Source organism: Mycolicibacterium cosmeticum (genome assembly GCF_000613185.1).
In the GTDB taxonomy this organism is placed as follows: Bacteria; Actinomycetota; Actinomycetes; order Mycobacteriales; family Mycobacteriaceae; genus Mycobacterium; species Mycobacterium cosmeticum.
In genome coordinates this window covers 1,105,194-1,118,545 of sequence record NZ_CCBB010000003.1, presented here as the reverse complement: position 1 = coordinate 1,118,545, position 13,352 = coordinate 1,105,194, and the positions used below count along the sequence as shown (strand labels likewise).

The window sequence follows — 13,352 nt, the reverse complement described above, 5'->3', positions numbered from 1 at the left end:
CTTGGCAGCCGCTCGGTTGCATGGGCGCCCGTGAAGGGTGCCGCCGTGAAACCTTCACGGGTGGTTGGCCCCAACGTAGTCCGTGTTCACCTGACTGTGCCACCAATTTCGCAGACCTGTTTTGAGTTCTTCATCTCGCGGCAATCGACGTCCCCGTCACCGCCGGTCATCACGCGTTGGCGATCGCCAGCACCGCCTGCACCGACACGCCGCGGGTTTGCAGCGCGGCGACCGACGCACACGCGGTGGCCCCGGTGGTCACCACATCGTCGAGCAGCAGCACGGGGGCCGTCGGCGCGACGCGCACGCGCACCCGGCCGGCCAGATTGCGCTGTCGGTCCGCACTGGACAGGCCCACCGAGTCCTTGGCGAAGCCGGCCAGCCGCAGGGACCGGGTGACGGTGACCCCGGGCAGCCCAGCGGTCGCCAGCCGGGCCACCCGGCCGACTGGGTCACCCCCGCGCCGGCGCGCGGCGGTCCACCGGGTGGGTGCCGGCACGACGGTCAGAGGCGTCTCCAACAGCCCCCAGGTGAGCAGCTGCGTGAGTCCGGTGCGCACCGCGAGCGCCAACGGCGTGATCAGGTCGGCCCGGCCGTGTTCCTTGGCCGCGACGATGGCCCGCCGGCGCGCCGCGGCGTAGCGCCCCAGGGACAGCACCGGGACGCCCGGATCGAGCCGGGGTGTCACGACGCGTGGTTCGGCGGCCTTGGCGCGCAGCTCGGCGTCGCACACCGGGCACCAGCGGGTGCCGGGCGCGGCGCAGCCACCGCATTCGACGGGCAGCACCAGGTCGAGCAGCATGCGTTCAGTCTGGCGGCGGGCACCGACACGTCAGCCGGGCAACACCGGCAGCGCGCCGGCCACCATCAGCGGGCGCACCTCGGACCAGTTCAGGTCGTTCTCGGCCGCCGAGCCCGACAACTGCAGCACCCCGCGCTGGTCGGCGACGTACACCGTGGACGGGTTGGCCGCCACGGTGGTCACCGGCGCGACCAGGTTCTGCGCCGGCCCGTCGGAGTTCACCCCGTCGAGGTTCACATAGGACACCGGATGCGCGGTATCGGTACGGGTGACGACGATGTCGTCGCCGGTGCGCCAGGACAACGACACCGCGGTGTCGCCGAGCCCGAAGCCCAGCCGGCGGGGATAGGTCAGCGCGTACTGCCCACCCGGGGTCTGCTCGACCCCGGCCAGGATCACCTGGCCGTTGATCACCATGGCGGCGCGGGTGCCGTCGCGGGACAGCTGCAGCTCGGAGATGGGCCCGGAGAACTTCGTCGCGACCGCCGTCGAGTCCACGGGGATCCGGGCCGGCTGACCCGAGGCCGCCTCCTGCAGGACGCGCACCACGTTGTTGCCGTCGACGACGATCCAGATCGCGTCGTCGAGTGACCAGGTGGGCCGGGTCAGGGTGCGGCCGTCGATGGCCTGGCCGGTGTTGCCGCCGAGCGGCCCGATCCACAGCGACGAGGACATGTCGGGGGCGCCGGGCCGCAACACCACCACCGTCGCGGCCTCCTGGCCGCTGCGCGACAACGCCGCCGACACCTGTCCGGGCGTCTGACCGAAGGCACCCGGCACCCGCGGCGCGTTCTGGCCGTCCAGGGACACCATCGACCCGCCGATCAGGGCGTGCAGGCCGGCGGCCGCACCGTCGGCCGCGCCGGGGTCGCTGGCCGCCACGTCGGCGGTGTCCCAGCCGTCGGCGAACCGGTCGTCCAGCGCCGCGCCGTCGGCGTTGATCACGTACGGGCCGTTGATCCCGGCCCGGTTCAGCGTCCAGATGATCTGTGCGGCAAGCAGTTGCCGGGTGTGCGGATCGGTGGTGGACAGGTTCTCCAGGTCGATCCGGGCGCCGCCGTAGCCACGCCCCACCCCCGTCTTGCCGCCGTCGGCACGCGTCACCGGCCCGCGCAGACGCAGCGGGGCGGCCAGCAGGTTGCGCACGGTGCGGGCCATCTCGGGGCGCGGTCCGGTGATCAGTTTGGTGACCAGTTCGGTGGCCAACTGGTCGGGGTCGGCGACCGCGACGTAGCGCGGGTCGGGCACCACGGTCTTACCGGTGGGATCGGAGAAGTACAGGGTGCTGCGCTTGTAGGTCTGCTGGAACTGCTGCCAGTCCAGGAACACCCCGTTGGGCAGCTTGTCGATGCGCCAGCCGCCGGAGGTCTTCACCAGTTCGATGGCCCCCGGGTCGGGCAGCGCGCCCTCGGCGGTCTCGAAGACTCCGATATCGGACAGCGAACCCAGGATGTCGGCCCGCATGTTCACCGAAACCCGTTCGGGGCCACGGGTTTCCACGAATACCACCCGGTCGATCAGCAGGGCGCTGCCGGCGTCGTCCCAGCCTCGCGACGCCGACTCGGTGAGGAATTGCCGGGCCGCCAGGTGCCGGTTGGCGGGATCGGCGGTGGCCTTGAGGAATTCACGCAGCAGGACGTCGGGGTCCATTCCCGGGGTCGGGGTGGGCAGGCTGGGTGGTGCGGCACGCTCGACGGTGCCGATCGCTTGCGGCGACGACGAACTCGGCACACCGGCGCAGCCGGACAGGGCCAGCACCGCGGCGCAGAGCACGGCCAGCAGACGGCGCGTCACACGCCCTCCCCCGCCGGTTCGCGTTCCCGGCGCGGTGCGCCCGCTTGATCGACGGGCTTGAGGGGCAATGGGCTGGTGGTGACCTTGTGGCCACGCACCAGCGGCAGGGTGAGCCGGAAGCAGGCACCCTTGCCGGGCTCACCCCACGCCTCCAGCCGGCCCTGGTGCAGCCGGGCGTCCTCGATGCTGATGGCCAGGCCCAGTCCGGTGCCGCCGGAGCGGCGGACCCGCGACGGGTCCGACCGCCAGAATCGGCTGAACACCAGCTTCTCCTCGCCGGGGCGCAAGCCGACACCGTAATCGCGGACGGTGACGGCGACGGTGTCCTCGTCGGCGGCCATCCGGATCTGCACCGGCTTGCGCTCGGCATGGTCGATGGCGTTGGCGATGAGGTTGCGCAGGATGCGTTCCACCCGACGGGGATCCACCTCGGCGATCACCCCGGTCAACGGCATGTCGACGTCCAGCTCGACGCCGGCGTCGGCGGCCAGGTGCCCCACGTTGTCGAGTGCGCTCTGCACCACCGAGCGCAGATCCACCGCCTCCACCGCCAGCTCGGCGACACCGGCGTCGTGCCGGGAGATCTCCAGCAGGTCGGCCAGCAGAGTCTCGAAGCGGTCCAGTTCGTTGACCATCAGCTCGGTGGAGCGGCGCAGCGCGGGGTCCAGGTCCTCGCTGTGGTCGTAGATCAGGTCGGCCGCCATCCGCACCGTCGTCAGCGGGGTGCGCAGCTCGTGGCTGACGTCGGAGGTGAAGCGGCGCTGCAGATTACCGAACTCCTCGAGGTTGGTGATCTGGCGCTGCAGGCTTTCGGCCATGTCGTTGAACGACACCGCCAGTCGCGCCATGTCGTCCTCGCCGCGGACCGGCATGCGTTCGGACAGGTGCCCCTCGGCGAACCGCTCGGCGATCCGTGATGCCGAGCGCACCGGCAGCACGATCTGGCGGGCCACCAACAGGGCGATGGCCGCGAGCAGGCCGAGCAGCACGATGCCACCGGTGGCCATGGTGCCGCGCACCAACGCGATGGTGGATTCCTCGTTGGTCAACGGAAAGATCAGGTACAGCTCAAGATTGGGGACCGACGACGAGGTGGGGCTGCCGACGATCAGCGCCGGCCCGGAGAAGCCGTCGGTGTGCGCGGTGGCGTATTGATAGCTGACCTGGCCGGCCTTGACGAAATCGCGCAGTTCCTTGGGGATCTGCTGCACCGGACCGGCCGCGGTGGCCGCCCGCGGCCCGTCGCCGGGCACCACGAGGACCGCGTCGAAGGCACCGGCCAGCCCCGCACCGGTGTCGACCTTGCGGTCGATCAGGGTGTTGCGTGCCAGCTGCAGGCTGGAGTCGAGTGAGCGGGTCTCCTCACCGCCGACGATGCCGCTGACGGTGTTGCGGGCACGTTCGATCTGCTCGGTGGCGGCCCGCACCTTGACTTCCAGGATGCGGTCGGTGATCTGGCTGGTGAGCACGAAACCGAGCACCATGATGACGGCCAGGGACAACCCGAGGGTCAGGCTCACCACGCGCAACTGCAGGGAGCGTCGCCACGCGAAACCGATTGCCCTGCCGAGGGCGCCCAGCCCGCGTACCACCGGACCGGAGCCGCGGAAGCGGCTGCGGACTCGACGCCGCGAGCCGAAGATCACTGGTACTGCCTACATGTCACGGCGGTCCGGCCTTGTATCCCACTCCTCGAACGGTCAGCACCACCTGCGGGTTCTCCGGGTCGGTTTCGACCTTGGCCCGCAACCGCTGGACATGCACGTTCACCAAACGGGTGTCGGCGGGGTGACGGTATCCCCACACCTGTTCGAGCAGCACATCACGAGTAAACACCTGCCGCGGTTTGCGCGCCAACGCCACCAGCAGGTCGAACTCGAGCGGGGTCAGCGAAATCTGTTCCCCGGCACGAGTCACCTTGTGCGCGGGCACGTCGATGTCGATATCGGCGATGGACAGCATCTCGGCGGGCTCGTCGTCGTTGCGGCGCAGCCGGGCCCGGACGCGGGCCACCAGTTCCTTGGGCTTGAACGGCTTCATCACATAGTCGTCGGCACCGGACTCCAGGCCCAGCACCACGTCGACGGTGTCGGTCTTGGCCGTCAGCATGACGATGGGCACCCCGGAGTCGGCGCGCAGCACCCGGCACACGTCGATGCCGTTCATGCCCGGCAGCATCAGGTCGAGCAGCACCAGATCGGGGCGCAGCTCCCGCACCGCGGTGAGCGCCTGGGTGCCGTCACCGATGACGGCGGTGTCGAAACCCTCCCCCCGCAGCACGATGGTGAGCATCTCGGCCAGGGAGGGGTCGTCGTCCACGACCAGGATCCGTTGCCTCATGGGACACCATGGTGTCACCAAACCGTGACAAACCGCCGGTGCCACACCGCGACGGGTTCGGACCTAAGCCAGAAGGTTGCCCGCCAGCTCCGCGGGAACCACGTCGGGAGCGGCTACCACCCATCGGCCGGCCCAGTCGGCAGCGGCCAGGGCGCGGTACACCGCACCGGTGCGGCGCTGCAGGCCGCCGTCGCGTTCGTAGGCGTCGCGGGCCCGGTCGGACTCCTGCGCCGCGCGGGACACGGCGCGTTGCTCGGCCAGTTCGACCGGAACGTCGAGCAGCACCTGCCAATCCGGGCGGGGCAACGCGAAGCGGCCGAACTCGAGGTCGTGCACCCACGCCACCACGTCACCGTCGGCGCCTTGATGCAGCCGGGCGGCGCTGTAGGCGGCGTTGGATGCGACGTAACGGTCCAGGATGACGACGTCGTACCGGTCGGTGCGGCGCAGGATCTCCTCGCGGGCGCCGGCGCGGTCGAGCGCGAACAACGTCGCCATCGCGTACACCGAGTCGGCCAGGTCGCCGTGGCCGCCGTGCAGCGCCTCGGCCGCCAGGTCGGCGTGCACCGATTCGCCGTAGCGCGGGAAGGCCAGCGTGGTCACCGACTTGTCGCCCGCCTCGAACCCGGCCCGGAGGCCTTCGGTCAGGGTGCGTTTGCCCGCACCGTCCAGGCCTTCGATGACGATCAGCACCGGGCGAGCGTAACTGGTGCACGAGAACCCCCATCGCGGCTAATAAGCTGCACTGTGGAGCGGACCGTCGAGGGACACGGGGGTGTGATGGAACGTCCGGTCGAGGTCGTCGTGTCCGACCTGCACCTCGCGTCGGGCCGGCTGCGTGATGCGGGACAGCGGCTGCAGGACGGCCTGTCCAGCGTCGACCTGGAAACCCGCGAGCTGCTCGGCTCGGGTTGGAAGGGTGGCGCGGCGTCCGCATTCTCGGGTGCATGGGACCAGTGGCACAACGGCGCCGGTCAGGTCATTCGCGGCATACAGACCATGTCCGAGCTGCTGCGGGTCGCCGCCGATCAGTACGCCCGCGCCGACGAGCAGGGCGCGGGCGCCATCGCGTCGGCATCCCCGGAGCCGAGCGCCGGGCCGGCACCGGCTGCTGCCGGTGGGGAGGCGCCGAGCGGGGCGCCCGTACCCACCGCGGCGTCAACGGGCCCAGCGAGTGCGGCCGGTTCGGCAAGTCCAGCGGGTGCGGCCGGTTCGGCGGGTTCGGCGTCGGGTGCGGCGGCCTCCGGAGTGTCCGATGCCGTGTCCCAGGTGGGGCAGCTCGGCGGTCAGGTGTCATCCGGGCTGGCCCAGGCCGCCCAAGCGGCGGCCGGGATGGCGCAACAAGTCGGCCAGGCCGTCGAGCAGATCGTCGAACAGGCCGTCCAGCAATCGGCCGAGGCGGAGAAAGGCGGCGACCAGGCACCCGTCGAACCGCCGCCGTCCGATGCGCAGCCACCGAGCGGTGAGGTGCCGCGATGACGCAACTGGTGGTCGATTTCGGCAAGTTGCAGGCGGCGATCGAGCACATGCAGGCGTTCGAACGTGAGGTCACCGAGTCCCTGGAGGACATCGACCACACCATGGCCGCGCTTCGGGCGTCCTGGCATGGCGAGGGCTCGGATTCCCAGGCCCAGGCTCAGCAGCAGTGGGAGGACGGCGCCGAGCAGATGAAATCGGCGCTGAAGCAGTTGCGGTCGATCGCCCAGGCGGCACACAAGAACTACTCGGAAGCCGTGACCAGAAACGGCGCGATGTGGGGGTAGTCGCCTCGGCGCACGGCCGGATCGAGGTGGATCCGGACGTCCTGATCAACGCGGGCAAGCGCGTCGAGTCGCTGGGAACGCAGCTGGCGATGCTGTCCGACTCACTGGGTGCGGCGCTGGGCGGTGGTATCGCCTCCGGTGCCGATACCGCGGGCCTGAGCTTTGGACTGCAGTATGGCCGAATCGCGGACGATTTCGCGAAAGCACTTGCCATGGCGGCGAATTCGTACCTAGGCGTGGGCCGCATGCTCCAGGCAACCGGCTACAACTACCGTAATGCGGATGCGGCGTCGACCATCGGCGGCCAGGGCCCAAGCGGCGGCGTCGGCCCTGCGCCGGCCGAGAAGGTGGCCGCCGATCTGCCCACCGGACCGAACGGGGTTATGGTTCCGCCGCCCGGCAAGTGGTACCTGGTCGAGCCGCTGCTGCAGGTGCTGCCCGGGCTGGGGTTGATTGCCGGCACGGCGATGAGCTGGCCGTCGGGTCATTCGGCAATGATGAATGTTCTTGCGGCGCAATGGCGAAATTTCAGCACCGGGTTTGCCATCTTCCAGTCGGAGCTCAATGCCCTCAAGCCGGCCGTCGCGGCGCAGCACATTCCCGAAGGCGACAAGATCGCCGAGGCGTTCGACAACCTGGGCACAGCCATGTCGTACCTGACGGATACGGCCACCACAACCGCCCAGAAGATCTCGGATTTCGCCAAGCAGGTGCAACAGGTGCAGGATGCCATCCGCCGACTACTGGACCGGTTGTCGCTGTCGGGGCTGTGGGACACGGTGACCGACTTCTTCACCGGCGATGGCATGAAGGTGCTCCGCGAGGTCGCTCGCGACGTCAGTACCGTGCTGGGCAATTTCCAGCGCCAGGTCGAGGGCATCGTCGGCCTGCTCAACGAACTCAAGGAAGTGATCAGCGATGCCGCTGACGCCTTCCAGAAGTGGATCCGGCCCGTTCTGGTCGCTCAGTTCGGCGACGACGTCGGCAATTTCCTGGCCGACGCCGTCACCCTGTACACCGACTTCCAGGTGGGTGTAGCCAACGGTCTGATCAACACCGTGTCCGGTGTCGTGTCGATGGCCGATCCGGCTATGTGGAAGGGCATGGCCGAAAAGGCTTGGGAAGTGGCGAACGATCCCAGCAAAGCACCCGGTGTGCTGGCCGAAATGGGCAAGCAGTTCATCGCGCTGGACCAATGGAAGGGTGACCACCCTGGCCGGGGCGCGGGTGAGGCGGCATTCAATATCGGGTCGTTGTTCGTGCCGGGCGGGGCGCTCTCGAAGACCGGCAGCGTGGCCAAGAGCCTGAACATGACCCGCCGGGTACTGGAAGAGGGTCGCCTGCCCAAGCTCCGTGAAATCGGCGAGTGGAGCCGCGGCGCGCCGAAGTTCGACGGGGTGGGAGACCTCCCGGGCGGGCAAGGGATCCCCGATGTGCCGGAGGTCAGGCCCGGCGCGGTGCCCGATTCCCTGATCGGGCCGACGGCCCCGCACGGTATCGACGCGCCCACCACGCCGCGCGGGCTCGACAGCCCGCAGGGACCGGCCGGCCCACCCGATCCGCCGGGGCCACAGAGCACGCCCGGCGGCAGCCATCAAGGAGGTGGTGGCAACCCGCCACCGGATCCACCGGGGCGTTCGGTTCCGCCGTCTGCCGCGGATTCCGGGCCCGGCCGAGTGGACGGGCCAGCATCGCAACCACCGAGCCCACCGCCACATACGCCGGGACCGACGCCGCATACGCCGGAGCCGTCACCGAGTGCGCCGGAAGCATCGCCGCGCGCTCCCGAGGCGTCGCCACCGGCCGCCTCGCCTCCGCCCGAAACACACGGCACGGCAGGGGCTCCCGAGACGCCACGCGCACCAGAGCCGAGTATGCATGCGCCCGAGGCGGGTTCGCACGCGCCCGAAACGGGTTCACACGCAGCCGAATCCGGTTCGCACACCACCGAAATCAGGGAAACCTCCACACCCGGCGGTCATGAGCCGCCGGCGGCGAGCCATCCGCCGGTGGAGCACCAGCCGACCGTCGACCAGCCCCGTGCGCACGAGCCGGCTGCTCACCAGTCAACGCCGTCCGAACCCGTCGAGACGAGTCCGGTGTCGACACCCGCCGGACAACACCCCGCTGCGCATGCGCCCATGGTCGGCGGGATGCCGATGGGTCCGCACGTCGCCGGGCCCGTGCACACCGCGGCCGATCACTCCCCCGCCGCCCGCACCTCGACCCCGGATGCTTCCGCGCGCGCTCCCGAAACGCGGTCACCGGAGGCCCGGTCGACCGAAACCCGCGCCCCGCAGACCAATTCGCCGTCCAACAGTGGCGCCGGACCGTCGGCCGAGCGTTCGCCGTCGGCGCCGGTGAAGGCGAGCGCCGCCCCGCCCGAATCGGCACCCGCGCGCGAACCACTGCGTCCCACACCGGAATCGCCCGCCGCCCGGTCGGAGGACCATTCGATACCTCCCCGGGACCAAACACCCAGCGCCGCCGCGGAACATCCCGTCGACCCCGCCGGCTCCAGCCATGATCCGGGTACCGGCAATGGACCCGCACAGCCGGAGCATTCGGGGCCGGTCGGTAATCCGGCGAACGACCGGATCTACGGGCCGCACCAGCTCGACCACGTCGAGGACCCCGCGTACCAGAGGGCGGTGGAGGACGCCCTGCGCGACTCGCAGGGAGACTACGTTCGGCATGCCGATCCCCGGACGAACGACTACGGCAACTTGATCAACGATGGCGGGCCGACTGTCGACGGCCGCTCGAACAACTGCCTCGACTGCTCTCTTTCGGCGTTGTCGTCGTTTCGCGGGGAACCGACCGTGGCAGCACCGCGGTATCTGGACGAGCTGCCGGACGGGACGATCGACCGGCAATCCGGTGAGCACAACGGCTTGAATCGAGCCCAGAATTGGCTCGGCAATGGGCTGTTGGAGTTCCCAGGCCACAAGCTGGTCGACCAGTTCGATCTGCTCCACCAGTACATCGACCAACTTGGCCCAGGATCTGCCGCGTTGGTGGTCAACGGCTGGCATGCACGCGACCTGGTCAGCGGCGAATATCTATTCGATGCCCACGGAAACCCCATCACCAGTGGGTCACATGCGACGGTCATCGTGCATCCCGAAAGCGGCGGGGGCCCGGTGTGGTGGGATCCGCAGCAAGGACTGACCTCCGACCGTCCTCCTGCCTGGATGGTCAACCAGTCGACCTACCTGAACTTCACGCCGATCGAACCCAGTCAAGGAGCGCACCATGCCGGAATTGGAGACCAGGGAGCAGGTGCTGGCGTATCTGGCCGAGATGTCTCCGAGCCAGACCTATCACGTGCAACCGTTTCAACACGGGTGGATAGCGACGAAAGTGCTTTCCACGGAGCAGATGGCCTCGGGCCAGGCAGTGGGCCTGGCGCGGCTGGTGATCGATTCGGAGACGGGGATCGTCTACCAGTACCCGAGCTGGTCGGAGACGATGGTGGCCGAGGAGTACACGACGTTCAAGGAGACGGGGTTCAACCGGGCGGGGAACCAGATCTATCCGCATCAGTGGGAGATCACGATTCGACGCACACGGGAGGACACGGTGACGATCGAGTATCGGTTGACGGCGACGTCGCTGAGCAATCCCCCCGAACCGACGCAGGAACATCCCTTGACGATCGAGAAGCCCACGGGCCTGTGCGATCCGAGGGATCCGCTGTCGAAAGTGGCGGCCTCACACGCGAGATGGATGAGCCGTCAGAATCAGGGCGTGTGGCCGGAGACGGACACCACCTATCGGTAGGCGAGCACAACGATGGCGGAGTTGCAGACCAGGCAGCAAGCACTGGCATACCTGACGCAGATGTCACCAACCGAGACATTCCAAGTGCAACCGATCCAGAAGGGATGGGTAGCGACGAAGGTGCTCATGCCGGAACAGATGGCCTCGGGTCAAGCACTGGGCCTGGCGCGGCTGGTGATCGATTCGGAGACGGGGATCGTCTATCAGTACCCGAGTTGGTCGGAGACGATGGTGGCCGAGGCGTACACGACGTTCAAGGAGACGGGATTCAACCGGGGCGGGAGCCGGATCTACCCGCGTCAGTCACGGATCACGATCCGGCGGGTACGGGAGGACGCGCAGACCATCGACTATCAGATGACGGTGGAGTCGCTGACCGATCCCCCGACACCCACCCAGCAGAATCCCTTGACCATCGAGAAGCAGACTCTGGCTCACGAGCCGAAAGGGTGGCTGGCGAGCGTGGCGACGTCGCACGCGGAGTGGATGAGCCGACAGAACCACGGGGTGTGGCCGGAGGTGGCGACGACCGAGGTGTAGGTGGCAACGGTTCGCCCGGAACGGCCGATGCTGTCGGGTCCAATCACGAGCACAATAGGTCAGACCCTGCTTCGACGGCTGAAGAGGACCAGCCCGACCACGGCCATGCACCTGACACGACGACTGACCCCGACAACGAGCATCGTCCCGACAATCTGGATGAATTCCGCATAGAGGGCGGGCAATCCGGCGAGCGCTATGTAGAACTGGCCGACGGTTCGCACCACCGGGTGTGGGCCTCCAATGAGCAACTCAGTTCGCAGGATTCGCGTTTCGCCGCCGCAGACGCGTGGCTGGCCGAACGTGGCCTGAGCCGGGCAGATATCCAACCGCTGCTCGTTCAACCGGCCGATTGGCTGAACAGCGCTCAACGGGAACTGGTATACAGCTTCCGCCATCAATTCTCCGAAGTGGGGAGCGGTGAAGCACTCCAGAAGGTGATCGACAGCCGACAAGCCGACAGCCGACTCGATGATGGACCTAAACGCTACCCGCCGGATGCAACCGGCGGATCGGTCAGCGTCGCCCGCGATACCCATGAGCTCAACACACCAGATCGGATCTACGATGGCTTGGCCCTCGAATATGAGGACACGCCGTTCCATCCGCAGAAACCAGTTGTCGCGATGCGGTTTACAGTCGATGACGGCGTTCCGATTCACCTACCAGACGAGCAACTTTCGCAGCTGACGGGAAATGGCCCGAGTTTTGATCCGGGATATCCGTATCCATTCACGGGCACGGGCTTTACTGCGAGTGAACGCTTCACGGTGCCTGAGTACTTCCTGCCCGCAGGGACCACAATGAACCCAGGTGCGGAGATGTACAGAATCGCCACTGACGGAAGTGAAGAGCTCATTGCCGTTCTGGGCCCGAATCAGGAATGGATCGGAGTTGTCAGCGATGGATAACCAGCGGTATGGAATCCGTGCGAGCGGCGACTATGCAACCTTCGAGGGCAGAGAGTACTTCGCGCGTGACATGGGTGATCGCGTTCGCCTCCTCTCGGACGACGAGCCATTGCGTCCGGGTTTTCAGGAGTCCAAGAAAAGCTGGATTCGCGGGGAGAGGATCGTTGACGTCGGGAGTATTCAGCAGCTGAGGAAGGTGCGGACCACGTGCAGATGGCATGGCCATCCGTTTGAGGTCGGAATCATTATGGGTGAAATCGCGTACGTCACCTATCTTGGCAAGGATTTCGATCAAGTGTGCCGTCTTCCCGGTATGGAGCGACCCGACAAGTTCGAGGTCATCGGCGAGGTACCAGCGCCTGAACTCAACGACGTGGAGGAACATGTGGAAGATATCGACCTAGCTTGCAGATTGCACGGCCAGGTGAACAAAAGGCACACACGGTGACGTCGGCACTGACCACGACGATTTGGCACAAGCCCTTGTCTACTTTCGAGGGCCAAAAACTCATCGCCAACGACGTCGATCCGCGTCTGGGCGGACTACCTGATGTCATCAACGGATCGGCGGTCCCTGCTGCCTACATCGCGAATCTGGAGGGCGCAGCTGCCTATTACCAGGCACTCGGCCTCAACTATGCGGGATCGTTGTTTGCACCCGACCAACCGCTGTTCTCCCTGCGGTTCAAGCTTTCCTACGCGGCGTCTGTCGAATCTACCGATGGGCCGCTTGCCCGCTCGATCGGCAAGGACACAGGCGTTGACCTCGGTTACGATATGCCGCCCTATACCGGGAACGGTTTCACGGCACCCGGTTTCGCAATTCCGGAGTATTGGATAGTCGGCGGTGTCCTGTCAGCAGGCGAGTTGTGGCACGTCCCCGTTCAAGGCAAGGAGATTCTGGCTGCGGTTCTAGCCGGCGCCAACGAGTGGTCCGCCGTCAGGCAACCCGTATGAGTCGCAACCACCCACGAGCAACCGGACACTACGCGACGTTCCAGGGTCGTGAGTACCACGCCACCGTCAAGAACTCCGATGTGATCCTGAGGTCGTACCGAGGTGAGCCGGAAGTCCTCGACTTCGTACCCTCACGCATCGCCGCTGTGCAAGGCATCAGGACCGTTCCTCGCTCGGAGCTCGAGAAACTGTCATTCGTCAGGACAGTATGCCGCTGGAAGGGGGAACCCTTCATGGTCGTCGGTGTGGGTGATGGGTACGTCGACGTGTTCTACATCGGAAGCCGAGGTGAGTGGATCGTCCAACAACCCGGCATCGTCCGCACGGGCAAGCTCGAAGCGCACGGACGCCTGCAGTTCGCGGAGATCACTGACATCTACGAATTTGTCGACCCATTGGCGCCGTAGCGCACATGTAATTCAGCACCACGCCCCAAAACCCCTTGCCCACCACCCACCCCGT

General features: G+C 67.3%; 11 protein-coding genes. 6 read left to right on the top strand and 5 right to left on the bottom strand.

The window, feature by feature from the left end:
• Positions 1–169 precede the first annotated feature (169 nt).
• The 5 genes from BN977_RS24565 to BN977_RS24545 form a co-directional block, all read right to left on the bottom strand.
• A complete protein-coding gene (locus BN977_RS24565; protein WP_036404329.1) occupies positions 170–799 on the bottom strand; it encodes a ComF family protein in 630 nt (209 codons plus the stop codon).
• 33 nt (positions 800–832) lie between these two features.
• Positions 833–2,596 (bottom strand): MtrAB system accessory lipoprotein LpqB, encoded by a 1,764-nt coding sequence (gene lpqB, locus BN977_RS24560; protein WP_024454364.1) that lies wholly within the window; start codon positions 2,594–2,596, stop codon positions 833–835.
• Positions 2,593–4,242 carry an MtrAB system histidine kinase MtrB gene (gene mtrB, locus BN977_RS24555; RefSeq protein WP_024454363.1) on the bottom strand — a complete coding sequence of 550 codons (1,650 nt, stop codon included), beginning with the start codon at positions 4,240–4,242 and terminating at the stop codon, positions 2,593–2,595. The genes lpqB and mtrB overlap by 4 nt, the downstream gene beginning before the upstream one ends.
• 16 nt (positions 4,243–4,258) lie before the next feature.
• On the bottom strand, positions 4,259–4,936 hold the full coding sequence (mtrA, locus tag BN977_RS24550) for a two-component system response regulator MtrA (protein ID WP_036402163.1): 678 nt from the start codon (positions 4,934–4,936) through the stop codon (positions 4,259–4,261).
• Positions 4,937–4,999: 63 nt separating this feature from the next.
• On the bottom strand, positions 5,000–5,629 hold the full coding sequence (locus BN977_RS24545; protein WP_036402161.1) for a dTMP kinase: 630 nt from the start codon (positions 5,627–5,629) through the stop codon (positions 5,000–5,002).
• Positions 5,630–5,716: 87 nt separating this feature from the next.
• On the opposite strand from BN977_RS24545, the gene BN977_RS33390 reads away from it, so the two are divergent.
• The 6 genes from BN977_RS33390 to BN977_RS32695 are packed head-to-tail and all read left to right on the top strand — an operon-like array spanning position 5,717 to position 13,297.
• On the top strand, positions 5,717–6,415 hold the full coding sequence (locus BN977_RS33390) for a WXG100 family type VII secretion target (protein ID WP_051561874.1): 699 nt from the start codon (positions 5,717–5,719) through the stop codon (positions 6,413–6,415).
• Positions 6,412–6,699, top strand: coding sequence for a WXG100 family type VII secretion target (locus BN977_RS24535; protein WP_109761916.1), 288 nt, complete (start codon positions 6,412–6,414; stop codon positions 6,697–6,699). Before BN977_RS33390 ends, BN977_RS24535 begins: the two co-directional genes overlap by 4 nt.
• The gene (locus BN977_RS32700) at positions 6,690–11,933 is read left to right on the top strand and encodes a toxin glutamine deamidase domain-containing protein (protein ID WP_131590206.1); all 5,244 of its coding nucleotides are present in this window, start codon (positions 6,690–6,692) and stop codon (positions 11,931–11,933) included. Before BN977_RS24535 ends, BN977_RS32700 begins: the two co-directional genes overlap by 10 nt.
• Positions 11,926–12,381 carry a UCP033725 family protein gene (locus tag BN977_RS31570; RefSeq protein ID WP_051561872.1) on the top strand — a complete coding sequence of 152 codons (456 nt, stop codon included), beginning with the start codon at positions 11,926–11,928 and terminating at the stop codon, positions 12,379–12,381. The genes BN977_RS32700 and BN977_RS31570 overlap by 8 nt, the downstream gene beginning before the upstream one ends.
• Positions 12,378–12,890: a hypothetical protein gene (locus tag BN977_RS24500; protein WP_036402149.1), complete on the top strand. Its 513-nt coding sequence runs from the start codon at positions 12,378–12,380 to the stop codon at positions 12,888–12,890. The genes BN977_RS31570 and BN977_RS24500 overlap by 4 nt, the downstream gene beginning before the upstream one ends.
• Entirely contained in the window at positions 12,887–13,297 is a 411-nt protein-coding gene (locus tag BN977_RS32695) for a hypothetical protein (protein ID WP_131590204.1), read from the top strand. The genes BN977_RS24500 and BN977_RS32695 overlap by 4 nt, the downstream gene beginning before the upstream one ends.
• Positions 13,298–13,352: the final 55 nt, after the last annotated feature.

What these genes read in the sequence shown, in the direction of transcription:
- BN977_RS24535 (WP_109761916.1), top strand. Translation starts at nt 6,412, where the DNA reads ATGACGCAACTGGTGGTCGATTTCGGCAAGTTGCAGGCGGCGATCGAG.
- BN977_RS32695 (WP_131590204.1), top strand. Translation starts at nt 12,887, where the DNA reads ATGAGTCGCAACCACCCACGAGCAACCGGACACTACGCGACGTTCCAG.
- BN977_RS31570 (WP_051561872.1), top strand. Translation starts at nt 11,926, where the DNA reads ATGGATAACCAGCGGTATGGAATCCGTGCGAGCGGCGACTATGCAACC.
- BN977_RS33390 (WP_051561874.1), top strand. Translation starts at nt 5,717, where the DNA reads ATGGAACGTCCGGTCGAGGTCGTCGTGTCCGACCTGCACCTCGCGTCG.
- mtrA (WP_036402163.1), bottom strand. Translation starts at nt 4,936, where the DNA reads ATGAGGCAACGGATCCTGGTCGTGGACGACGACCCCTCCCTGGCCGAG.